This window comes from Mixta intestinalis, assembly GCF_009914055.1.
Lineage (GTDB): Bacteria > Pseudomonadota > Gammaproteobacteria > Enterobacterales > Enterobacteriaceae > Mixta > Mixta intestinalis.
Map to the genome: position 1 here is coordinate 2,555,344 of NZ_CP028271.1, position 21,302 is coordinate 2,576,645.

The 21,302-nt window shown below is 55.2% G+C and carries 23 protein-coding genes; 5 read left to right on the forward strand and 18 right to left on the reverse strand.

What is annotated here, in order from left to right:
- Positions 1-259 precede the first annotated feature (259 nt).
- Entirely contained in the window at positions 260-1,108 is an 849-nt protein-coding gene (gene sseA, locus C7M51_RS11775; RefSeq protein WP_160621965.1) for a 3-mercaptopyruvate sulfurtransferase, read from the forward strand.
- Positions 1,109-1,294: 186 nt separating this feature from the next.
- On the opposite strand, the gene sseB is transcribed toward sseA, so the two are convergent.
- From sseB to trmJ, 11 genes are all read right to left on the reverse strand, one after another.
- Complete coding sequence (sseB, locus tag C7M51_RS11780) at positions 1,295-2,083, reverse strand: enhanced serine sensitivity protein SseB (protein WP_160621966.1); 789 nt, start codon at positions 2,081-2,083, stop codon at positions 1,295-1,297.
- Between the two features lie 49 nt (positions 2,084-2,132).
- Complete coding sequence (gene pepB, locus C7M51_RS11785; RefSeq protein WP_160621967.1) at positions 2,133-3,419, reverse strand: aminopeptidase PepB; 1,287 nt, start codon at positions 3,417-3,419, stop codon at positions 2,133-2,135.
- Between the two features lie 46 nt (positions 3,420-3,465).
- Complete coding sequence (gene iscX, locus C7M51_RS11790; protein ID WP_160621968.1) at positions 3,466-3,666, reverse strand: Fe-S cluster assembly protein IscX; 201 nt, start codon at positions 3,664-3,666, stop codon at positions 3,466-3,468.
- A gap of 58 nt (positions 3,667-3,724) precedes the next feature.
- Complete coding sequence (fdx, locus tag C7M51_RS11795; RefSeq protein ID WP_160621969.1) at positions 3,725-4,060, reverse strand: ISC system 2Fe-2S type ferredoxin; 336 nt, start codon at positions 4,058-4,060, stop codon at positions 3,725-3,727.
- Between the two features lie 3 nt (positions 4,061-4,063).
- The gene (gene hscA, locus C7M51_RS11800; RefSeq protein WP_160621970.1) at positions 4,064-5,914 is read right to left on the reverse strand and encodes a Fe-S protein assembly chaperone HscA; all 1,851 of its coding nucleotides are present in this window, start codon (positions 5,912-5,914) and stop codon (positions 4,064-4,066) included.
- Positions 5,915-5,928: 14 nt separating this feature from the next.
- Positions 5,929-6,447, reverse strand: coding sequence for a co-chaperone HscB (hscB, locus tag C7M51_RS11805; protein ID WP_160621971.1), 519 nt, complete (start codon positions 6,445-6,447; stop codon positions 5,929-5,931).
- An 81-nt stretch (positions 6,448-6,528) separates the two neighbouring features.
- Positions 6,529-6,852 carry an iron-sulfur cluster assembly protein IscA gene (gene iscA, locus C7M51_RS11810; RefSeq protein ID WP_141176039.1) on the reverse strand — a complete coding sequence of 108 codons (324 nt, stop codon included), beginning with the start codon at positions 6,850-6,852 and terminating at the stop codon, positions 6,529-6,531.
- Between the two features lie 10 nt (positions 6,853-6,862).
- The gene (gene iscU / locus C7M51_RS11815; protein ID WP_141176040.1) at positions 6,863-7,249 is read right to left on the reverse strand and encodes a Fe-S cluster assembly scaffold IscU; all 387 of its coding nucleotides are present in this window, start codon (positions 7,247-7,249) and stop codon (positions 6,863-6,865) included.
- A 24-nt stretch (positions 7,250-7,273) separates the two neighbouring features.
- Entirely contained in the window at positions 7,274-8,488 is a 1,215-nt protein-coding gene (locus C7M51_RS11820) for an IscS subfamily cysteine desulfurase (RefSeq protein WP_160621972.1), read from the reverse strand.
- A 37-nt stretch (positions 8,489-8,525) separates the two neighbouring features.
- Positions 8,526-9,023: a Fe-S cluster assembly transcriptional regulator IscR gene (iscR, locus tag C7M51_RS11825; RefSeq protein ID WP_160621973.1), complete on the reverse strand. Its 498-nt coding sequence runs from the start codon at positions 9,021-9,023 to the stop codon at positions 8,526-8,528.
- A gap of 137 nt (positions 9,024-9,160) precedes the next feature.
- On the reverse strand, positions 9,161-9,889 hold the full coding sequence (gene trmJ, locus C7M51_RS11830; RefSeq protein WP_160621974.1) for a tRNA (cytosine(32)/uridine(32)-2'-O)-methyltransferase TrmJ: 729 nt from the start codon (positions 9,887-9,889) through the stop codon (positions 9,161-9,163).
- A 120-nt stretch (positions 9,890-10,009) separates the two neighbouring features.
- On the opposite strand from trmJ, the gene suhB reads away from it, so the two are divergent.
- A complete protein-coding gene (gene suhB, locus C7M51_RS11835; RefSeq protein ID WP_160621975.1) occupies positions 10,010-10,813 on the forward strand; it encodes an inositol-1-monophosphatase in 804 nt (267 codons plus the stop codon).
- A gap of 55 nt (positions 10,814-10,868) precedes the next feature.
- On the opposite strand, the gene C7M51_RS11840 is transcribed toward suhB, so the two are convergent.
- Both C7M51_RS11840 and C7M51_RS11845 read right to left on the reverse strand, forming a co-directional pair.
- On the reverse strand, positions 10,869-11,867 hold the full coding sequence (locus C7M51_RS11840) for a nickel/cobalt transporter (RefSeq protein WP_160621976.1): 999 nt from the start codon (positions 11,865-11,867) through the stop codon (positions 10,869-10,871).
- Positions 11,858-12,517 carry a DUF1007 family protein gene (locus C7M51_RS11845; protein WP_160621977.1) on the reverse strand — a complete coding sequence of 220 codons (660 nt, stop codon included), beginning with the start codon at positions 12,515-12,517 and terminating at the stop codon, positions 11,858-11,860. The genes C7M51_RS11840 and C7M51_RS11845 overlap by 10 nt, the downstream gene beginning before the upstream one ends.
- Positions 12,518-12,642: 125 nt before the next feature.
- Here C7M51_RS11845 and csiE point away from each other — a divergent pair, with 125 nt between their 5' ends.
- Positions 12,643-13,911, forward strand: a complete 1,269-nt coding sequence (gene csiE / locus C7M51_RS11850; protein ID WP_160623641.1) for a stationary phase inducible protein CsiE — start codon at positions 12,643-12,645, stop codon at positions 13,909-13,911.
- Here csiE and C7M51_RS11855 read toward each other — a convergent pair.
- Both C7M51_RS11855 and glyA read right to left on the reverse strand, forming a co-directional pair.
- Positions 13,894-15,054 (reverse strand): 3-phenylpropionate MFS transporter, encoded by a 1,161-nt coding sequence (locus C7M51_RS11855; RefSeq protein ID WP_160621978.1) that lies wholly within the window; start codon positions 15,052-15,054, stop codon positions 13,894-13,896. The genes csiE and C7M51_RS11855 overlap by 18 nt on opposite strands.
- Before the next feature lie 126 nt (positions 15,055-15,180).
- On the reverse strand, positions 15,181-16,434 hold the full coding sequence (gene glyA, locus C7M51_RS11860) for a serine hydroxymethyltransferase (RefSeq protein ID WP_160621979.1): 1,254 nt from the start codon (positions 16,432-16,434) through the stop codon (positions 15,181-15,183).
- A 322-nt stretch (positions 16,435-16,756) separates the two neighbouring features.
- On the opposite strand from glyA, the gene hmpA reads away from it, so the two are divergent.
- Positions 16,757-17,941, forward strand: coding sequence for an NO-inducible flavohemoprotein (hmpA, locus tag C7M51_RS11865; RefSeq protein ID WP_244323726.1), 1,185 nt, complete (start codon positions 16,757-16,759; stop codon positions 17,939-17,941).
- A 36-nt stretch (positions 17,942-17,977) separates the two neighbouring features.
- A complete protein-coding gene (locus tag C7M51_RS11870; protein ID WP_160621981.1) occupies positions 17,978-18,670 on the forward strand; it encodes an aspartate/glutamate racemase family protein in 693 nt (230 codons plus the stop codon).
- A 112-nt stretch (positions 18,671-18,782) separates the two neighbouring features.
- Here C7M51_RS11870 and glnB read toward each other — a convergent pair whose 3' ends face one another.
- The 3 genes from glnB to qseG all read right to left on the reverse strand — a co-directional run bounded on the left by glnB (position 18,783) and on the right by qseG (position 21,300).
- A complete protein-coding gene (gene glnB / locus C7M51_RS11875; RefSeq protein WP_038624670.1) occupies positions 18,783-19,121 on the reverse strand; it encodes a nitrogen regulatory protein P-II in 339 nt (112 codons plus the stop codon).
- A 134-nt stretch (positions 19,122-19,255) separates the two neighbouring features.
- Positions 19,256-20,590, reverse strand: a complete 1,335-nt coding sequence (gene glrR, locus C7M51_RS11880; RefSeq protein WP_160621982.1) for a two-component system response regulator GlrR — start codon at positions 20,588-20,590, stop codon at positions 19,256-19,258.
- Positions 20,590-21,300: a two-component system QseEF-associated lipoprotein QseG gene (qseG, locus tag C7M51_RS11885; protein WP_160621983.1), complete on the reverse strand. Its 711-nt coding sequence runs from the start codon at positions 21,298-21,300 to the stop codon at positions 20,590-20,592. The genes glrR and qseG overlap by 1 nt, the downstream gene beginning before the upstream one ends.
- Positions 21,301-21,302: the final 2 nt, after the last annotated feature.

The window sequence follows — 21,302 nt, forward strand, 5'->3', positions numbered from 1 at the left end:
AAAAATTTAACAATCCTAATCTGTTTCCCGCTGTGCCAGTTATCGCGCCACTGGAGGATGCAGGCAAGCGCTAATAACAAACAGAATATTTTCTTGCGGGCTATCACGCAGAATAAATGTAATGGCTGGAAGCGTAATTCTACTTTCTGCGGGCGCTTTTCAGAATCTGCAAGCAGGGCCACAGCGCTGGTGATTGAGCCTTGAGCTGGACCGCCAGATCGTCGACACTCTCAGTACATCAGTGAATATTGAGGTTGTTATGACATCCGCTCTCTTTGTAACCGCACAATGGTTAGCCGAACATCAAAACGATGCTGATTTACAAATTATCGATGCCCGCATGGCACCTGCGGGTCAGGAACATTTACGTAATATGCATGCTGAATATGCAGCCGGACATCTGCCCAACGCGCCTTTTTTTGATATTGAGCAGCTCTCCGATCGCAACAGCCCCTACCCCCATATGATGCCGCGCGCGGAATCCTTTGCCGTAGCGATGCGCGAGTTGGGTATCGATAGTGGAAAGCATCTGGTCGTTTACGATGAAGGCAACCTGTTTTCTGCGCCGCGCGCCTGGTGGATGCTGCGTGCTTTCGGCGTAGAGCGGGTTTCAATCCTTGCCGGTGGGCTGGCAGGCTGGAAACAGGCGGGTTATATGTTGCAGACCGGAGAGGTGACGTTACCGGAAGCGGAATTTGAAACGCAGTACGATCAGAGCCTGATTAAAAGCGTCACTGACGTGCTGCTAATCAGTCACGAAGGTGGCGCGCAGCTGGTTGACGCACGCCCGGCCAACCGTTTTAACGGCGAAGTTGATGAGCCGCGCCCAGGGCTGCATCGCGGCCATATACCCGGTAGTCTGAACGTCCCCTGGGGAGAACTGGTAACAGAAGGAAGGCTGAAACCGGAAGCGGAGCTGGCGGAGATTTTCAAACGTCAGGGCGTTGATTTAAACCAGCCGATCGTTGCCAGCTGCGGCTCCGGCGTAACGGCGGCGGTAGCTATCCTGGCGCTGACGGCGCTTGGCGTTAAAGGGGTAAAACTTTACGACGGTTCATGGAGTGAATGGGGTAGCCGTGACGATCTGCCAATCGCAACGTCACACTAAAAACAGACGCCCGGAATAATGCAGGTAGCCAATATGCCAGCTGGCATATGAAACGAGTAAACGCTGTTCCCGCGAATATATCGTGCTGACAAAGAGAAGGTGATGTAAGCCTTATGCAGGAGTAAGGGCCGATCTGGCTGGCCCTTCAGGAGAGATACGAGCGCGGTGACGCTAGCGCGATACGGTTCAGATAATACGCTGACCGCCTTTAAATTCACGCAGAAAACTTCCCCAGCGGCGTTCATAAAAAGGCGTTATATGTGCAGTGAAAAAATGGCTGATACCCTCTTCGCCTTCGACAACCTGACAGATATCTACCGGCTCATCGTCCAGCAATGTATCAGTGGCTACCGCACCGGCAGCGCGAATAATGGTATCGATATCACCGTCTGCCTCGATGCCGATTAGCAAATTGGGGCGATCGCCAGCCTGCTCTTTGATATGGGCGATAAACGCCCGACGCACCTGCTTATGTTTGCCAAAAAGCTGCGTCAGAGAATCCACTACCTGTGCAGGAGGCTCGGCAATTTCAGAAAGCAGCAGCGGCGCGCCGCCTTCTAATATCGTCTGCTGGCTTAACGCATCGCCTTCTTCGCCCAGCAGATGAGCGATTTCGCGTGCGGTAAACTCTTTACCGGTAGCCAGCTTAGGATTTAAAAACAGGGTTTCACCCAGCGTCATTGCAAACAACGTACGTACCGGCAGCATAACGTAAGGCTGTTCACCCTGCGTTGCTTCTGCCATTGCCGCCTCTGAAGTAAAAAAGGGAATAACGCTGGTGCCGTCTTCTTTTTCCCAGTGCTGTAGCTCTACCGGCGTGCTGGCGTCCAGCTGCTCGCCATCGCTGGTGCCGGGCACCCAAACGCTGGCTTCCATCAACAGCGTAAAAAACTCCGGACGGTGGGCAGGCTCGGTGGCAGCCAGCTCCAGCACCGCTTCCAGGCGCTCATTAAGATTATATTTATCGTGATTCATGCTCGTTCTGCCTTGTTTGACAAGGCCAGCACTGGCTGGCCTCAGGCGCTTATTTCAGCAGCAGGTTGGCAATGGTGCGCACGCCCAGACCGGTAGCCCCCGCAGCCCACTGTTCAACGGCTCCCTTGCGATAGGTTGCAGAGCAGTCGATATGTAGCCAGCCATGCTGATAATCGCTGACGAAATGCGACAAAAATGCAGCTGCGGTGCTGGCACCTGCGGTATGCGCTGCCCCGGCGATATTATTTAAGTCAGCAAAATTAGAAGAAAGATGGCTACGATGGAATTCCGCCAGCGGCAGACGCCAGAAGGCTTCGTTTTCGCTGGCGGCACTGCTCAGCAGCTGCTGCGCCAGTGCATCATCAAAGGTAAACAGCGCATGATAGTCGTTGCCCAGCGCGGTCTTGGCAGCACCGGTCAGCGTGGCGGCGTCAATTAACAGCTGCGGCTGCTGCTGGCTGGCATCAATCAGGCCATCCGCCAGTACCAGACGCCCTTCAGCATCGGTATTCATTACCTCAACGGTTTTTCCGTTACGATAGCGAATAATATCGCCCAGGCGGAAAGCATTGCCGCTGACCATATTATCTGCACAGCAGAGATAAAGTTTGACGCGTTTATTCAGCCCGCGTGCAATTGCCAGCCCCAGCGCGCCAGTGACGGTAGCGGCACCGCCCATATCTGACTTCATGGAATCCATAAAGCCGCTGGGCTTCAGGCTGTAACCGCCGCTATCAAAAGTGATGCCTTTACCTACCAGACAGGCATAAACCGGCGTCTTTTCATCGCCGCCAGGATTGTAATCCAGCGCCAGCAGCACCGGACTACGGGACGAGCCGCGGCCTACGGTATGCAGTCCCATATAGTTCTGTTCACGCAGATCTTCACCTTTAGTGATGCGATAGCTAACCGCATTACCGGCATATTCGCTGATAAGATCTACCGCACGCCGTGCCAGCTGCTCCGGGCCCAGCTCTTCAGCAGGCTGGTTAATAACATCACGTACCCAGTCAATAATGCTCAGACGTCGCTCCAGCTCGGCGCGATCGTCATCGCCAAGCGGCGCCCACTCCACGCTGCGCGTACCCTTCGGGCCGCGATAGCCCTGCCAGAAGGCCCAGCTGTTTTCCAGATCCCAGCCATCGCCGCTCAGGACAACATCGCGTATGCCCTGCCCGTCAATTTTACGCGCCGCACGCTGAATAGTGGTCAGCGCATCATTGCCGGTCAGGTGAATTGTCATACCTTCTTCGCTGCTGCTGAGGATGGCATTTTCGCCCCAGCGCGCATCTGCGGCTGTTTTCGCCAGCAGGATATTCATTTTTTCAGTTGCCATTAACCTAATCCTTTCTCGTTATCTGAACGGAAATAAACCTGACGGATTACGCAAATTCATCCAGCCATACCAGCAAAATCGCTTCGAGGATCTTTTCGCTGGAAGCATCAGGATTATCGTCAAAATCTTCAAGTTCACAGATCCAGCGGTGCATATCGGTAAAGCGCACCGTTTTTGGATCGGTATCTGGATAAGCATCATACAAAGCTTCGCCAATTTCACGGCTGTCAGACCATTTCAGTCCCATCTTTTTCCCTCAGATAAAAACGGGCCGGCTTTTAAGGGCCGGCCCGCTTTCAATGTGATTAATGCTCGCGAGCGTGATTGATGGTATAGCGGGGGATTTCCACTACCAGATCTTCATCCGTTACCTGCGCCTGACAGCTAAGACGACTTTCCGGCTCCAGCCCCCAGGCCTTATCCAACATATCATCTTCATCCTCGCTGCTTTCCGGCAACGAGTCAAAACCTTCACGCACAATACAGTGACAGGTAGTGCAGGCGCACGATTTTTCGCAGGCGTGCTCCAGCTCAATGCCGTTGCGTAGCGCAACGTCAAGAATGGTTTCGCCCTGCTCGGCATCAAATACGCCACCTTCCGGCAGCAGATCCTGATGGGGTAAAAAGACAATTTTAGGCATTGATTAAACCTCATCCACAGAATGCCCGGCCAGCGCGCGGCGGACTGAATTGTCCATACGACGGGCGGCAAAATCCTGGGTTACTTTATCGAGTTGTTTTACCGCCGCGCTGATGGTGTTAGCCTCATCGCCGCGAATAGCGTCCTGCAGCTGGCGCTGTGCCTGTTGAATGGCTTCCAGCTCTTCCGCGCTCAGTAGCGAGGCATCTTCCGCCAGTGCACCTTCAAGGCTTTCCAGCACCCGCAGGCCTTCCACCCTTTGCTCCGCCAGCTTACGTGCCACCACGTCCTGCTGCGCATAGTCCATCGAATCTGTGATCATGCTGGCGATTTCGCTTTCCGTCAGTCCGTAGGAGGGTTTGACCTGGATCGAGGCTTCCACGCCGGTCGATTTTTCCATCGCCGTCACACTCAGCAGGCCATCGGCATCCACCTGGAAAGTTACGCGAATATGCGCACCGCCCGCAGGCAGCGCCGGAATACCGCGCAGCGTAAATCGTGCCAGCGAACGACAATCGGCAACCATTTCACGCTCGCCCTGCAGCACATGAATACTCATCGCCGTCTGGCCATCTTTAAACGTCGTGAAGTCCTGCGCGCGCGCTACCGGAATAGTGGTGTTACGCGGAATAACTTTCTCTACCAGTCCGCCCATGGTTTCCAGCCCCAGCGAAAGCGGAATGACGTCCAGCAGCAGCATCTCGCTGTCGGGCTTATTGCCCACCAGGATATCTGCCTGAATGGCCGCGCCAATCGCCACCACCTTATCAGGATCGATAGTAGTTAACGGCTGACGACCAAAAAATTCGCCGACTTTTTCGCGCACCAGCGGCACGCGTGTAGAGCCGCCTACCATCACCACTTCCAGCACCTCTTCCGGCGTTACGCCGGCGTCTTTCAGCGCGCGACGGCAGGCCAACAGCGTGCGTTTGACCAGACCAGCGATAAGCCGATCGAAATCAGCACGCGTTACGCTGCCCTGCCAGTCGCCCAGCGTCACCGCGACGCTGTCGCTATCGCTCAGCGCAATCTTGGCGGCAATCGCGGTATCCAGCAGCTGACGCTGCACGCCATGATCGCCATGCTGCGGCAATCCGGCCTGTTCACGCAGCCAGTCGGCCAGCAGATGATCGAAGTCATCACCGCCCAGTGCCGAGTCGCCGCCGGTTGCCAGCACTTCAAAAACGCCGCGGCTCAGGCGCAATACGGAGATATCAAAGGTGCCGCCGCCCAGATCGTAAACGGCGATAACGCCTTCCTGACCCGAATCCAGACCATAGGCAATAGCCGCCGCCGTCGGCTCGTTAAGCAGACGCAGCACGTGCAGACCGGCGAGACGCGCGGCATCACGCGTTCCCTGGCGCTGGGCATCATCGAAATAGGCGGGAACGGTGATAACCACGCCATCCAGATCGCCCTGCAAGCTTTCGCGCGCGCGCGCCGCCAGCGCCTGTAAAATATCGCTTGAGACACGAACCGGGTTAACAGTACCAGCGGCAGTTTGCATCAGCGGCAGGCCGTTTTCGCTCGGCTGTAGCTGATAGGGAAGATGCGGATAGCGCTGTTGAATATCAGCAAGTGAACGCCCCATCAGGCGCTTCACCGAGCTGATGGTATTGACCGGATCGGTAGCCGCCTGCTGGCGCGCATCCCATCCGACTAAACTTTGCTGTGCCTGATAGCGCACGACAGAGGGTAAAAGGTGACGACCCTGCGCATCGGGCAGGGTTTCTGCCTGGCCGCTGCGCACGGTAGCGACTAAAGAGTTGGTAGTACCCAGATCGATGCCAACGGCCAGACGACGTTGATGCGGCGCGGCGCTCAGGCCCGGCTCGCTAATTTGTAGTAACGCCATAATTATTTTCCCGGTTAAAAATCAAGCAGCTTCTCTTCCAGCTCTTCTGCCTGGTTACGCAACTTAACAAGAAAACGCAGCTTGCGCACCGTATCCGCCGCCGCTTCCCATTGCGAAGCGGCAAGCTCCTGCTGCATTTGCTGGCTACGCTGTTGCTGCATAACGTCAAGACGCTGGGTAAATTCTTGTAGCTTTGCTTCAGCATCAGGCGCGCTTTCAATCGCATCCAGCTCTTCGCGCAGCTCCAGCTGTTCCATCAGAAAAGCAGTATCGCGCATTGTATGCTGTTCGTTATTGATATCGAAACCGTGCAGCGTTAGCAGATATTCAGCGCGCGATAATGGCTGGCGCAGCGCCTGATAGCCCTGATTAATGGTCGCAGCCTGCTGTAACGCACGCAGGCGCTCTGGTTCCGGCTGGAGAGCAAAACGATCGGGATGGAACTGACGCTGCAGTTCCTGAAAACGGGCGGTAAGCTGGGCTGCATCAATATCGAAGGATTGTGGCAGGCCAAAGAGGGTGAAGTAATCCATAGCAGACTCGGTTAATCCCAGAAGAGCGCGTAAAAAGAATCGCTCCGTGACCGGAGCGATTATCCTGCTGCTGCAACCACGTTATACGTTAAAGCTTTCGCCGCAGCCGCATTCATCTTTCATGTTCGGATTATTGAACTTGAAGCCTTCATTCAGGCCTTCTTTGACGAAATCAAGCTCGGTACCGTCGAGGTAAATCAGGCTTTTCGGGTCAATCACCACGTTAACGCCTTTATCAGCGAAGACGGTGTCTTCAGGCTGGGGCGCATCGACAAATTCCAGCACGTAAGCCATGCCGGAGCAGCCGGAGGTGCGAACGCCAAGGCGCAGACCAAAGCCTTTACCGCGATTATGCAGAAAGTTGCTGACGCGCGTTGCCGCGCTTTCACTCAGGGTAATAGACATAATATCCCCCTTACTGGACGTCTTTTTTGCTCTTGTAATCCGCAATAGCGGCCTTGATTGCGTCTTCCGCCAGGATGGAACAGTGAATTTTTACCGGCGGCAGTTCCAGCTCTTCGGCGATCTGAGTATTTTTGATCGCAGCGGCTTCATCCAGCGATTTACCTTTTACCCATTCGGTAATCAGGGAGCTGGAGGCGATGGCAGAACCACAGCCGTAGGTTTTGAAACGTGCATCTTCAATGATGCCGCTGTCGCTAACCTTGATTTGCAGTTTCATCACGTCGCCACAGGCCGGTGCGCCAACCATACCGCTGCCCACGGAGGCATCGTTATTATCAAATGAGCCAACATTGCGTGGATTTTCGTAGTGATCGATTACTTTTTCGCTGTAAGCCATGATCTGTTCTCCTGAAACCTGAAATTAATGATGCGCCCATTCGATGCTGTTGATATCCACGCCCGCTTTAAACATCTCCCACAGAGGAGAAAGTTCGCGCAGTCGGCCAATAGATTTACGCACCAGTGCGATGGTGTAATCAATCTCTTCTTCGGTGGTAAAACGGCCAAGAGAGAAGCGGATAGAACTGTGAGCCAGCTCATCGCTCATACCCAGCGCGCGCAGCACGTAAGAAGGTTCCAGGCTGGCAGAAGTACAGGCGGAACCCGAAGAGACCGCCAGGTCTTTCAGCGCCATAATCAGCGACTCACCTTCAACATAGTTAAAGCTGACGTTGAGAATGTTCGGCGCGCCCTGCACCAGATCGCCGTTGAGGTAAACCTCTTCGAGATCTTTCAGACCGTCCCACAGGCGGTTGCGCAGCATGCGCAGGCGGGCCATTTCGCTTGCCATTTCTTCTTTGGCGATACGATAAGCTTCGCCCATACCGACAATCTGGTGCACCGGCAGCGTACCGGAACGCATACCACGTTCGTGACCGCCACCATGAATCTGCGCTTCCAGACGAATGCGCGGCTTGCGACGTACGTACAGCGCGCCGATCCCTTTCGGACCATAAATTTTGTGAGCGGAGAAGGACATCAGATCCACTTTCAGCTGGCTAAGATCGATCGGCAGCTTACCCACGCTCTGAGTGGCGTCAACGTGGTAGATGATACCGCGCGCGCGGCACATTTCGCCGATAGTCGCGATATCCTGCACCACGCCGATTTCGTTGTTCACGTGCATAATGGATACGAGGATGGTGTCGTCACGCATCGCTGCTTCCAGCGCGTTCAAATCGATGATGCCGTTGCTCTGCGGTGCAAGGTAAGTCACCTCAAACCCTTCGCGCTCCAGCTGGCGGCAGGTATCCAGCACTGCTTTATGTTCGGTTTTGCTGGTAATAATGTGCTTGCCCTTTTTCTGATAAAACTGGGCTGCACCTTTGATCGCCAGGTTGTCCGATTCTGTCGCGCCAGAGGTAAAGACGATTTCACGCGGATCGGCACCAACCAGTTCGGCTATCTGATTACGAGCGATATCGACCGCCTCTTCAGACTGCCAGCCAAAACGGTGTGAACGTGAGGCCGGGTTACCGAATGTCCCGTCCAGGGTAAGATACTGCATCATTTTTTCCGCCACGCGCGGATCGGCTGGCGTCGTAGCAGAATAATCCAGATAAATCGGTAATTTCATTGCTCTTAAGCTCCGTACATCGCTTCAAATCTAAATATCAGGCCCGCAGATTAATATTGATGGTGTCCTGCGAGCGACCGTTCGTCGCCATCCGGCGTGTTTCATTATTTTGACGGTCTGCGATATCCAGGATCTCTTTATTATTTACCAGCTCGGCCAACGTAATGTTGTTAAGAAAATCACTAATGCGCTCGCTCAGGTCATGCCACAGCACGTGCGTCAGACAGCGATCGCCACCCTGACATCCCTCTTTGCCCTGGCAACGCGTCGCATCTACCGATTCGTCAACGGCGGTAATTACCGCGCCAACGGCGATCTCAGCGGCACTTTTACCCAGCAAATAACCACCGCCCGGCCCACGTACACTGGCAACCAGGCCATTTTTACGCAGGCGAGAAAAAAGCTGCTCAAGGTAAGAAAGGGAGATGCCCTGGCGCTCTGAAATATCAGCCAGCGGCACCGGCCCTTCATGTGAGTGCAGTGCAACATCGAGCATCGCGGTAACGGCGTAACGGCCTTTTGATGTCAGTCTCATAGCTTGGCGACCCTCTGGTATATCCGCTTTTCGGATTTGACTTGTGTTGGTCGCAAGTCTGACATTCCTGAGTGTTTTGGTCAACTATTTAACCAGGTAAAATACTCAAGTATTATCGTTACGCATGGTTTACCGACTTAGCCGTTGTCGCGCTTTTTCTCAAAAGATGAAAGCATCCCGCGTAAAATATTCAGTTCATCCCGTTCCGGGCGTGCCCGCGTGTAGAGGCGACGCAGCTTGCTCATCACCTGACCCGGATTGGCCTGGCGGATAAAACCGCTGTTTACCATCATCTGTTCAAGGTGCTGATAGAAGCGCTCCAGATCGTCCACCAGCGGATATGGGCTCTCTTCATACTGCGGCTGCTCGGTACGATCGTTTTGCAGAAAAGCCATTCGCACTTCATAAGCCAGAATTTGCACCGCCATCGCCAGATTAAGCGAGCTGTAATCGGGATTAGCAGGAATGGCGACGTGGTAATGGCATTTTTGCAGCTCGTCGTTGGTCAGGCCAACGCGTTCGCGCCCAAACACAATCGCTACCGGCGCCTGTGCGCCCTCTTCCACGCATTTCACGCCGCATTCGCGGGCGTCAAGCATCGGCCACGGCAGCGTGCGCGAACGGGCGCTGGTACCAACAACCAGGCTACAGCCAGCAATCGCTTCATCCAGCGAATCAACAATTTTTGCTGCGCCGATCACGTCGCTGGCACCGGCGGCCAGAGAGATCGCCTGGGAATCAGGCTTAACCAGCGGATTCACCAGATAAAGGTTCGTCAGCCCCATGGTTTTCATGGCGCGGGCGACGGAGCCCATATTGCCAGTGTGAGAGGTTTCCACCAGCACAATACGAATATTTTGCAGCATACGACCCGACAGTCAGTGAGATAATTCGTGCATGCTAACATAAATGCAGGACATTTTCCGATCCCCCTGCTATACTCCGCGCCGTTTTCCCCGTTCTTTAACATCCAGCGAGAGATACTGATGCATCCGATGCTCAACATCGCCGTGCGCGCTGCGCGCAAGGCCGGCAACTTAATTGCCAAGAATTACGAAACTCCAGACGCCGTTGAAGCCAGCCAGAAAGGCAGCAACGATTTCGTGACCAATGTTGACCGCGACGCCGAGCGCCTGATTATTGAGGTGATTCGCAAGTCCTATCCGCAACACACCATTATCGGCGAAGAGAGTGGTGAACTGTCGGCAGAAGACCAGGATGTACAATGGATTATCGATCCGCTGGATGGCACCACCAACTTCATCAAACGCCTGCCACACTTTGCCGTTTCTATTGCCGTTCGTATTAAAGGCCGCACCGAAGTGGCGGTGGTTTACGATCCCATGCGCAACGAACTCTTTACCGCCGTACGCGGTCAGGGTGCGCAGCTGAACGGCTATCGTCTGCGCGGCAGCAACGCACGCGATCTGGACGGCACCATTCTGGCTACCGGCTTCCCGTTCAAGCAGAAACAGCACGCCGCTACCTATATGAAGCTGGTTGGCAAACTCTTTACCCAGTGTGCCGATTTCCGCCGCACCGGCTCTGCCGCGCTCGATCTCTGCTATGTTGCCGCCGGTCGCGTGGATGGCTATTTTGAGATTGGCCTGAAACCATGGGACTTTGCCGCTGGCGAACTGATTGCCCGTGAAGCCGGCGCGCTGGTGACTGACTTTACCGGCGGTCACGGCTTTATGCATTCCGGCAACCTGGTATCCGGCAATCCGCGCGTAGTTAAAGCGCTGCTGGCCGCCATGCGTGATGAGCTGAGCGACGCGCTGAAGCGCTAAGATCGGTAGCGATGATGCCGCACCTTCCATCGGCAGGTGCGGCATTTTTTTGCGCCTATCCCAGCCCGCGCAGGCCGCCAGAAACGGCTGGCTGAGCGCTGAACCATAATATCAAGCCCCCCGCCAGCAGCAACATACCGCCCGCCAGCGCCAGGCTGTGCAGCGCAACACGTTGCCAGAGTGCAGGAGCTGCACGCTGGTTTAGCCGTAGCGCCAGCGCACGCGAGCTTTGGACCAGCAGCGCCATCGCCGAAACCGTCAGCGCGGTGCCCAGCGCCATCGCCAGCGCGCTCACTACACCCCAGCCATACACGCCAATCACCCGCGAAAACAGCAGCATCATAATCGCACCGGAACAGGGACGCAGCCCCATCGACAGCACCAGCAGCAGTGACGTTTTCCAGCCGGTTACGCGCGCCAGCTGCTCGTTATCAGGCAGATGCTGATGACCGCAGCCGCAATGGGCATGATGTTGATGGTCAAGCGGACGCAGATGATGAATATGCGGCGCTCCGCCTTTAGACGAACGCAGCCGCATTAACTGACGCAGCGCCCGCCAGCAGAGCCAGCCTCCCAGCCCGATAACCAGCAAATAGCTGCCTTTCTCCAGCCAGAAGCTGGTGAGATGAAGCTGACGTGAGGTGGTTTGCAGAATAATCAGCATCAGCGTCACCAGTGCAACCGCAACAATCCCCTGCACTACCGCCGCTGCCAGCGTCAGTTGCAGGCTGGTTTTCAGCCGCGTGGGATGCGTGGCAAGAAAGGTAGCGATCACCACTTTGCCATGTCCCGGTCCTAGCGCATGGAGGATGCCGTACACCAGGCTAAAGCCAAACAGCGTCACGCCCGCCTGGCGCGGCTGTTCGGCAACGCGCTGCAAAATACCCACCATCTCGCGATGTAAACTCCGTTGCCAGCTAACGCTGTGCCACAGCAGCTGCGGCCAGTACCACCAGGCAGCGCAGGCGCCGGCTAACAACAGCGCCAACAGTGTCCAAAGCGGCCAAAGGTGTTTCCAGCCGACACGAGCAGGTTGCGATATGCTTACTGACATGCGAGCGTCACCGTCTGGGCAAACTGGCGGCCAAGATCCATATCTTCTGGCGGCGCATCGGCCTTATCCAGCGACAGGGCAAAATCCTTCAGCGAGGCATCCGGCTGCGGCGTATACAGCGTCAGTTTACAGCTTCCTTTCAGCGCCTCCGGCAGGCTCAGCGCCTGATCATCCTGCCAGGTCATATCGACATAATAAGTAGGATCGAACGTGCTGAAGGTATAAGTTTGCCCTGCCAGCGGCTGCGGCTGCGCCAGCGGCAGAATAAAGGTCAGCACCGCTTTAGCGCCGTTGCGCGACAGCTGGTAAGAGGGCGGCAAATTGGTAAATTTTACCGCTTTTCCCTGGTGATGAAACTCAGTGAAATAGTGCTGTGCCAGTACATTCGCCATTACCTCCGCCGCCAGCTTTTTCCACACCGGCGAATCAGGTAACGCGTTACCGGCATCATAAAGCAGATCGGCAGAGGTGATCTCATCCATGGTCCAGATCATTTTTAAGCCGGTTAATTTCTGTTGATCGACCACTGGCGTAGTTTGCAAACTAATAAAACTGTGCGGATGAGACCAGGCAAAAGGCGACAGAAACAGAGCGACTGCGCCCCAGCCGATACGCTTACCGCAGTTATAAAATAACGTTTTCACTAACATTCATGATTCCCGTTCGGCTATTTTGTGAGCCAGGTTAACATCTGGATAAAAAAGTGCCAGCACCCGCCTTTCATCACCCCGGTTGGCTATGCTTATTTTTGGTATGACTGACCGGAAAACATATGATGAGTTCTGCTACATCTACAGCACCACTCTTCTCCCGTTCCCAGCGTCGTTGTCATCTCCTGCTGATGCTTTATCTGCCCAATTCCCTACTGACTCTGGATAGCCTGTGCCAACTCAATGGCGTAGACCCGGCTCTGGCCCGGCAAGATATAGCGGAGGTTGATGAAGAAATCCAGCGTTATCATCAGCTTGGCATTCATCAACGGCAGGATGGCGGCCTGCTGCTACAGGGCAGCGAACTGGACCGACGCCTGTGCCTGCTGCACTGGCTGCGCCGCGCGCTGCGCGTTTCTCCGGTTTTTATCGAAAACACCTTTACACCAGCGCTGCGCCAGCACCTGCAAACGCGCCAGATCGAGAAGCTATTGTACGATGAGCGTAATTTGCAGGCGTTGATCCAGCACTGTGCCGGGCGTCTGCAACGCAGTTTTAGCCCGCGCGATCGCCTGTTTTTACAGCTTTTTATGCAGTATTCCCTTTGCCATACGCAACTTGCCGCCTTTACGCCACAGCAAAAGCGTTGGCTGGAAAACAAAGTCGAGCGGCTGGCAGCACAGGCGGTAATCCAACACTGGCAGCGACGCTGCCGCTTTGCTCCCGACGTCAGCGAGATCGATTTCTATACGCTGCTGTTCAGCATGATTCATGCTCCCGCCGCCACGCAGCTGAAACAGCCGTGGGAGAAACAGCTAATGCAGCAGACCCGCCTGCTAATGGCTCGCTTTCAGTCGCTGTCAGGGCGGCACTTCAGCGATGAACGCGGCCTGTGCAGTCAGCTTTATACCCATCTGGCGCAGGCGCTGGATCGTTGTCACTTTGCTGTTGGTATTGATAACAGTTTGTCGCAGGAGGTGATACGTCTCTATCCACGGCTGCTGCGTACCACCCAGACAGCTATCGAGCCGTTTGAATATCATTACGAAATTCGTTTTTCTGCGGAAGAGATGGGGCTGATTGCGGTCATTTTCGGTGCCTGGCTGATGCAGGAGAGCGCCCTACAGGAAAAGCAGGTACTGCTGTTAACCGGAGGGGATCGCGAACGCGAGGAACTGCTGGAGCAGCAGCTGCGTGAACTGACGCTGCTGCCGTTAACCATTAAATATCTGTCTGTCGACGACTTTCAGCGTGACGGTGCGCCGAAGGGGGTAACGCTGGTCATTTCCCCCTACGCCACCCCGCTACCGCTTTATTCGCCACCGCTTATTCACGCCGAGCCACCGTTAAGCACGCAGCAACAGCAACGCATCCGGCTACTGCTGGAATCCTGACGAGGCGGGCTGCACGCGCGGACGTAAAAACAGCGCAGGCAGCACCAGAAGCGCCATAACCCAGAAAATACCGCCCTGAAGCGAAACGAACAGCACGCCACATACCATGGTCATCACCGCAATACCACCACCCATCGCCAGCGCGGAGTAAACCGACTGCAGGCGAATCACCTCACCGCCCTGTCGGGCAGCGATAAAGCGCATTGCGGCCAGATGGCAAACGGTAAAACTGCCGCAGTGCAGGATTTGCGCGACAATCAGCCACGGCAGCTGTGTGGTGCTGCCCATGATGCACCAGCGCACCAGCGCGCAAATCCCGGAGAGCAGCAGCAGATCGCGGGCGCTCCAGCGACGAAACAGCCGGTTGCTGAGTGCAAATATAATGATTTCTGCCACCACGCCCAGCGACCAGAGATAGCCGACTACGCTGGCCGAGTAGCCCGCGTCTTGCCACCAGATAGCGCTAAAGCCGTAATAGGCAGCATGCGCCCCCTGCATGAGCGTTACGCACAGCAAAAAGCGCCAGACGCTGCTCTCCTGCAGCATCGCTTTCCACTCGGCCCATCCAGCGCTCTGCATTTCACGCGCATCACCCAGCGGCATCACTGCCGGACGCAGCAGCATACCGCCCAGCATCATCATAATACCCAGGCTCAGCAGCGCCAGTACCGCCTGACTATCCCACGCGGTTACCAGCATGCCGGTCAGCGCCGAACTGATAACAAACGCCAGCGATCCCCACAGTCTGACCGGGCCATAAGGCAGCGCAATTTGCCTGGTCCAGGTGGCGGCCAGCGCATCGCTAAGTGGCACCAACGGCGAGAAAAAGAGGTTAAAACCGATCATCACCAGCAGCAGCCACAGCCACTGCTGCCCCAGCCAGAATCCCGCAGCGCACAGTAGGGTCAGCAATGCCAGCAGGCGTAACGCCATAACCAGTTGCGAAGGATCGCGCACGCGCGAGGCGATCAGCAGGCTGCCAACGAAGCGGGCAATCATCCCTACCCCTAACAGCAGGCCGATTTTTTCCGCGTCCAGGCCGGTGTCTTTCAGCCACACCGCCCAGAACGGCAAATAAATGCCATAACAAAAAAAGTAAGTGAAGTAGCCGAGTGCCAGCCAGTAAGTTGAACGGATCGTCATAGTTCCCCCGACAATAAGGCGACTGGTTTAGCAAATCCGTAAAAGATAAGCAATTTTTCTACGCCGGGCAGATAAAAAAACGCCCCGTTCAGTGAACGGGGCGCGGGCTTGAAACAACAGTATAAATCAGGCGTAAACCGGGAAGCGTGCGCAAATTTCCAGCACTTTCTGCTTCACGCGTTCAATGTTGGCTTCGTCATGAATATTGTCGAGCACGTCAACAATCCAGCCTGCCAGTTCACGTACTTCCGCTTCTTTAAAGCCACGACGGGTGACCGCAGGCGTACCGATACGGATACCGGAGGTAACAAACGGACTTTTCGGATCGTTCGGCACGCTGTTTTTGTTGACGGTAATGTTGGCACGGCCCAACGCCGCATCCGCCTCTTTACCGGTCAGGTTTTTATCCACCAGATCCAGCAGGAACAGATGGTTATGAGTACCGCCGGAAACCACCTTGTAGCCGCGTTCCAGGAAGACTTCTACCATCGCTTTGGCGTTTTTCGCTACCTGCTGCTGATAAACTTTGAACGCTGGCTCCATCGCTTCTTTCAGCGCAACCGCTTTACCTGCGATAACGTGCATCAGCGGGCCACCCTGACCGCCAGGGAAAACGGCAGAGTTCAGTTTTTTGTAGAGTTCTTCATCGCCGCCCTGCGCCAGGATCAGGCCGCCACGCGGGCCTGCCAGAGTTTTATGCGTAGTGGTGGTGACGATGTGCGCGTGAGGAACCGGGTTCGGATAGACATCAGCGGCGATCAGGCCCGCCACATGCGCCATATCAACAAACAGGTAAGCACCTACGCTGTCGGCGATTTCGCGCATCTTCGCCCAGTCGCAGACGCCGGAATAGGCAGAGAAGCCACCAACAATCATTTTCGGCTGATGCTGCTGTGCCAGCGAAGCCAGTTCGTCATAGTTAATCTGGCCGGTTTCGTCGATGCCGTAAGGCACCACGTTATAAAGCTTGCCGGAGAGGTTAACCGGCGATCCGTGCGTCAGGTGGCCGCCGTGAGCGAGGTTCATACCCAGAATGGTGTCGCCCGGCTGTAACAGCGCAGTGTAGACCGCGAAGTTAGCCTGGGAGCCGGAGTGCGGCTGAACGTTAGCGTAATCAGCGCCGAACAGCGCTTTCGCGCGATCGATCGCCAGTTGCTCAACGATATCCACATATTCGCAACCGCCGTAATAGCGTTTGCCCGGATAGCCTTCGGCATATTTATTGGTCAGCTGTGAACCTTGCGCCTGCATGACGCGCGGACTGGTGTAGTTTTCTGAAGCAATCAGCTCGATGTGCTCTTCCTGACGCACTTTTTCTTGCTCCATCGCCTGCCACAATTCGGCATCGTAATCGGCAATGTTCATCTCTCGCTTTAACATCCGCATCTCCTGACTCAGCTAACTTTTAACGGCACTATTTTGCCCTGACGGGCGAAGGCCCACAGTGTAAACCCTTTTGCAGGGTGAAGCATAGCGTCAGAAGCGGCTTTTTACGCAAACGTTTGGCTTGAGTGCTGGCAAGGCTTTGCTGGCAATAAATCTCGCTGACCGGACACGAGATTTGTTCAACGCAAACTTGCAGCTTATTCATTATTATTAACAGGAGCACCCTTTATTCTTACAAGGTTATTTACAACTGTTAGATGCAACGTTTAACATGCAAATAATATGCATGTTATATTTTTATTACCGGAGATTCACTATGCTTGATGCCCAGACTATCGCTATCGTCAAATCTACCCTGCCCGCCATCGCTGAAACCGGCCCTGCCCTGACCGCTAAATTCTATGACCGGATGTTTACTTATAATCCGGAAATGAAAGATGTGTTCAATATGAGCAACCAACGCAACGGAGCCCAGCGGCAGGCGCTGTTTGACGCTATCTGCGCCTATGGTGCCAATCTTGAAAACCTGGCGGCGCTGCTGCCTGCGGTAGAGCGTATTGCGCAGAAACATACCAGCTTCTCGGTAAAACCTGAGCAGTATCAAATTGTTGGCAAACATTTGTTGGCGACGATTGATGAGATGCTTCATCCAGGCGATGAAGTGCTGGAAGCATGGGCAAAAGCATATGGCGTACTGGCGAACGTTTTTATCCAGCGCGAAGAAGCGATTTATCACGAACATGAAGAACAGCCAGGCGGCTGGCGCGGCGTGCGTCCTTTTCGTATTAGCGCGATCGAGCCACAAAGTGAAGTTATTAAAAGCTTTACCCTGACGCCGGTTGACGGCAAAGCGGTAGCCGATTTTCGTCCCGGTCAATATCTGGGCGTACACGTACAGGATCCTGAATTCGCCAACCATGAGATTCGCCAATATTCGTTAACCCATACGCCGAATGGTCACGATTATCGCATCGCTGTCAAACACGAAGCGCTGGGGACCGTCTCCGGCTGGCTCCATGAAAAAGCCAAAGTGGGCGATATTATCAATCTGGCTGCGCCTGCCGGTGATTTCTTCCTGGAGGCTAAGCCTGAAATGCCGGTTACGCTGATCTCCGCAGGCGTTGGCCTGACGCCGATGCTGGCAATGTTGCATGGGCTGGCGGCGGAGAAACATCCGGCCCCGGTTACCTGGCTGCACGCAGCGGATAACGGTTCACGCCAGGCTTTTGCCGATGAGGTCGCGCAAACTGGCGCGCAGCTGCCCCATTTCAAAAGCTATGTCTGGTACAGCCATCCGCGCGCGGAAGATGCCGGACGCTTTAACGCTGAGGGCGTGATGGATATCTCAGTCTTTGCCGACGAGCTGGGCGATAAAGATCGCCAGTTCTACCTCTGCGGCCCAATAGGCTTTATGCAGTTTATTGCCCGTCAGCTGCTGGATGCAGGCGTGCCAAATCAGCATATCCACTATGAGGTGTTTGGCCCACATAAAGTGGTTTAAACTGTTTGGCCTGAACAACTTTTGTACGGGTGAAGCATGAAAACCATCGGGCTGCTGGGCGGGATGAGCTGGGAATCAACCGCGCTCTATTACAAGATAATTAATGAAGGCGTGCAGGCGCAGTTGGGCGGTTTACATTCCGCCCGGCTGGTGATGTATAGCGTGGATTTTTATGAAATAGAGCGCCTGCAGGCGGCTGGTGAGTGGCAACAGGCAGGCGCGCTGCTTGCCGATGCGGCGCGTGCATTGCAGGCCGCTGGCGCTGATTTTATCGTACTCTGTACCAACACCATGCATAAGGTTGCTCCTGAACTCAGCGCGGCGACCTCGCTTCCGCTGCTGCATATAGCCGACGCTACGGCTGAAGCGGTGAAAACAGCGGGGATAAGCAAAGTCGGTCTGCTGGGTACCCGTTTTACAATGGAGCAAACGTTTTACAGGGCGCGCCTGGAGCAGCAATATGGCATTGAGGTACTGATACCTGACGAAGCCGCACGCGACACCGTGCATCAAATCATCTATCAGGAGCTTTGCCTCGGTCATATTCATCCCGCCTCGCGCGAAAAATACCGCGCGGTCATCGCCGGGCTGGTTGCGAGCGGCGCTGAGGCAATTATTATGGGCTGTACTGAAATTACGCTGCTAATTGATCGGCAAGATGCAGCGGTGCCGCTGTTTGACACCACGCAGTTACATGCCGAAGCCGCCGTTGCGCTGGCACTGGCGTGAAACGCGCTGCCGGAAGGCAGAGTACCTTAGGTGGATGGCGCGGAACAAAACGGCAGGACAGTTGCTCCTGCCGCTTTGCCAGAGGGCGACGACACCCACGTTGCGCCGATAGTCAGATCGCTTCTTCGTCTTCTTCGCCGGTACGGATACGCACCACGCGTGCCACATCATAGACAAAGATCTTACCGTCACCGATTTTACCGGTCTGGGCTGTCTGCATGATGGTATCAACGCAGGTATCGACGATATCATCAGCCACCACGATCTCAATTTTTACTTTCGGTAAAAAATCGACCATATATTCAGCACCGCGGTAGAGTTCCGTATGCCCTTTCTGGCGCCCAAAGCCTTTTACCTCGGTCACGGTCATACCGGTAATGCCGACTTCAGCCAGCGCCTCACGGACATCATCGAGCTTGAACGGTTTGATAATTGCGTCAATCTTTTTCATAACGGACCCTTTTTCTCTCCCTCCGTGGCCGGACGGGTAATACTCAGTATACGTGCGATGGACAGCCAGCGAAGTATGGCCTGACTTTTCGCTGGTTAAGCTACCATATCTGACGGCGCAAGCGGCACTAAAAACTACTCTTTAAAATCATTAGCATCCAGCTCGTGACGCGCCAGCAGTTTATAAAACTCGGTGCGATTGCGCCCCGCCAGCCGTGCGGCGTTGGTTACGTTGCCTTTGGTCATTTGCAACAGTTTGCGCAGATAGTTCAGCTCAAACTGATTACGTGCTTCGACAAAGGTCGGCAGTGCGGTATTTTCTCCTGCCAGCGCCTGTTCCACCAGCGCTTCGCCAATAACCGGCGTTGAGGTCAGCGCAACACACTGCTCAATAACGTTTACCAGCTGCCGCACGTTGCCGGGCCAGCTGGCCGCCATCAGGCGCTTCATCGCATCAGTTGAGAAGCTACGGACAAAAGGCTTATGCCGCTCCGCCGACTGGCGCAGCAGATGATTCGCCAGCAGCGGGATATCCTCCGCGCGTTCATGCAGCGCCGGTATTTTCAGGCTGACCACGTTCAGACGGTAAAACAGATCCTCACGAAACTCCTGTTTTTCCATCGCCTTCGGCAGATCGCGGTGGGTGGCGGAAAGGATACGCACGTTAATGTCAAGATCGCGATTGCTGCCCAGCGGACGCACCTTACGCTCCTGCAACACACGCAGCAGTTTTACCTGTAGCGTGGTCGGCATATCACCAATTTCATCAAGGAACAGCGTGCCGCCTTCAGCCGCCTGAAACAGCCCTTCACGCGCGCTAACCGCGCCGGTAAACGCGCCTCTGGCATGTCCAAACAGCTCTGACTCTAATAGCTGCTCTGGCAGCGCGCCACAGTTAATGGCGATAAAGGGCTTGTTGGCGCGCGGGCTGGCGGCATGGATAGCCTTTGCCAGCACCTCTTTACCAGTACCGCTCTGTCCGTTAATCAATACGCTGACGTCTGACTGGGCCACCATGTGCGCCTGTTCCAGCAGCCGCTGCATAACCGGACTGCGGGTAACGATCGCCCCACGCCAGGCATCGTCGCTCGCCGGTGCACTGTGCGCCAGCGCCTCGTCGATCGCTTTATACAATGCATCGCGATCCACCGGCTTGGTCAGAAAACTGAATACGCCCTGACGGGTCGCGGAAACCGCTTCAGGGATAGAGCCGTGTGCCGTCAGGATTATCACCGGCAGGCCAGGATGCCGCCGCTGAATTTCACTAAACAGCGTCAGTCCATCCATCTCATCCATACGCAGATCGCTAATGACCAGGTCAACTTTTTCTTTGCTGAGCTGACGCAGCGCCATGGGGCCGCTGTCGGCGGTGGTAATTTGAAACCCTTCGCTGGTTAAGCGCATTCCCAAAAGCTTTAGTAGCGCAGGATCGTCATCAACCAGCAGCAGACGGGCAGAATTTCGTGGCATTATTGCGCCTCTTTTTGATTATTGCTCTCAGCGGACGGTGCCAGCGTATCGCCGTGGCTACCGTCAGAAACGTCTGACGATTTACGCGAGGAGAGCTGGCGCTCGATATCGGTCAACGTTGCCAGCTTGCGGCGCGTCTCCGCCAGCTCATACGTTAACCTACCCTGCTTCTGGCGCAACGCGTCCAGCTGGCTGTCGCTGGTCTGTTGCAGATGATGATAGCGCGTGCGCGTTTCCGATAAATTGAGCTGGGCCGCCTGATTAGCGCGCCAGAGTTGCAGTAAAGGTCGTACCGAGGCAGGGAAATCGACGCTGAAGCTGTCGAGCTGAGCCACATATTTACGCCGCTCCACCGGCGTGACCTTACCGTTATCCAGCAGAATGCCCTGTTTAAAGCTGTTCTGCCAGCGGGTTGGCGGCCAGTTATGCGCCTCAGCACGGGCCGTAACCGGCGACAGCCGCGCAGCGCAATCCATCGCACGCAGCCAGTAGAGCGGGTTTTTTATACTTTTATCGTCATCAATTTGCCAGACGCGTTCGCAATCCACGGCCAGATAGTCAACCAGCTTGATCTCAGGTTCCGGGAGCGAAGCGGCCTGACGCGGCAAAACGCTGCGCGTTGGCGACTGGCAGGCACCCAGCAACAGTACGGAAAGCAGCACCAGACCACGACCAACGTGTTGTGCGACAGAAAAAGTAGAGATTATCATCG

What these genes read in the sequence shown, in the direction of transcription:
- iscU (WP_141176040.1), bottom strand. Translation starts at nt 7,249, where the DNA reads ATGGCTTACAGCGAAAAAGTAATCGATCACTACGAAAATCCACGCAAT.
- C7M51_RS11855 (WP_160621978.1), bottom strand. Translation starts at nt 15,054, where the DNA reads ATGACGATCCGTTCAACTTACTGGCTGGCACTCGGCTACTTCACTTAC.
- iscA (WP_141176039.1), bottom strand. Translation starts at nt 6,852, where the DNA reads ATGTCTATTACCCTGAGTGAAAGCGCGGCAACGCGCGTCAGCAACTTT.
- iscR (WP_160621973.1), bottom strand. Translation starts at nt 9,023, where the DNA reads ATGAGACTGACATCAAAAGGCCGTTACGCCGTTACCGCGATGCTCGAT.
- iscX (WP_160621968.1), bottom strand. Translation starts at nt 3,666, where the DNA reads ATGGGACTGAAATGGTCTGACAGCCGTGAAATTGGCGAAGCTTTGTAT.
- sseA (WP_160621965.1), top strand. Translation starts at nt 260, where the DNA reads ATGACATCCGCTCTCTTTGTAACCGCACAATGGTTAGCCGAACATCAA.
- qseG (WP_160621983.1), bottom strand. Translation starts at nt 21,300, where the DNA reads ATGATAATCTCTACTTTTTCTGTCGCACAACACGTTGGTCGTGGTCTG.
- trmJ (WP_160621974.1), bottom strand. Translation starts at nt 9,889, where the DNA reads ATGCTGCAAAATATTCGTATTGTGCTGGTGGAAACCTCTCACACTGGC.
- glyA (WP_160621979.1), bottom strand. Translation starts at nt 16,434, where the DNA reads ATGTTAAAGCGAGAGATGAACATTGCCGATTACGATGCCGAATTGTGG.
- hmpA (WP_244323726.1), top strand. Translation starts at nt 16,757, where the DNA reads ATGCTTGATGCCCAGACTATCGCTATCGTCAAATCTACCCTGCCCGCC.
- glrR (WP_160621982.1), bottom strand. Translation starts at nt 20,590, where the DNA reads ATGCCACGAAATTCTGCCCGTCTGCTGCTGGTTGATGACGATCCTGCG.
- hscA (WP_160621970.1), bottom strand. Translation starts at nt 5,914, where the DNA reads ATGGCGTTACTACAAATTAGCGAGCCGGGCCTGAGCGCCGCGCCGCAT.
- hscB (WP_160621971.1), bottom strand. Translation starts at nt 6,447, where the DNA reads ATGGATTACTTCACCCTCTTTGGCCTGCCACAATCCTTCGATATTGAT.
- sseB (WP_160621966.1), bottom strand. Translation starts at nt 2,083, where the DNA reads ATGAATCACGATAAATATAATCTTAATGAGCGCCTGGAAGCGGTGCTG.
- csiE (WP_160623641.1), top strand. Translation starts at nt 12,643, where the DNA reads ATGAGTTCTGCTACATCTACAGCACCACTCTTCTCCCGTTCCCAGCGT.
- suhB (WP_160621975.1), top strand. Translation starts at nt 10,010, where the DNA reads ATGCATCCGATGCTCAACATCGCCGTGCGCGCTGCGCGCAAGGCCGGC.
- pepB (WP_160621967.1), bottom strand. Translation starts at nt 3,419, where the DNA reads ATGGCAACTGAAAAAATGAATATCCTGCTGGCGAAAACAGCCGCAGAT.
- C7M51_RS11845 (WP_160621977.1), bottom strand. Translation starts at nt 12,517, where the DNA reads ATGTTAGTGAAAACGTTATTTTATAACTGCGGTAAGCGTATCGGCTGG.
- C7M51_RS11820 (WP_160621972.1), bottom strand. Translation starts at nt 8,488, where the DNA reads ATGAAATTACCGATTTATCTGGATTATTCTGCTACGACGCCAGCCGAT.
- fdx (WP_160621969.1), bottom strand. Translation starts at nt 4,060, where the DNA reads ATGCCTAAAATTGTCTTTTTACCCCATCAGGATCTGCTGCCGGAAGGT.
- C7M51_RS11840 (WP_160621976.1), bottom strand. Translation starts at nt 11,867, where the DNA reads ATGTCAGTAAGCATATCGCAACCTGCTCGTGTCGGCTGGAAACACCTT.
- glnB (WP_038624670.1), bottom strand. Translation starts at nt 19,121, where the DNA reads ATGAAAAAGATTGACGCAATTATCAAACCGTTCAAGCTCGATGATGTC.
- C7M51_RS11870 (WP_160621981.1), top strand. Translation starts at nt 17,978, where the DNA reads ATGAAAACCATCGGGCTGCTGGGCGGGATGAGCTGGGAATCAACCGCG.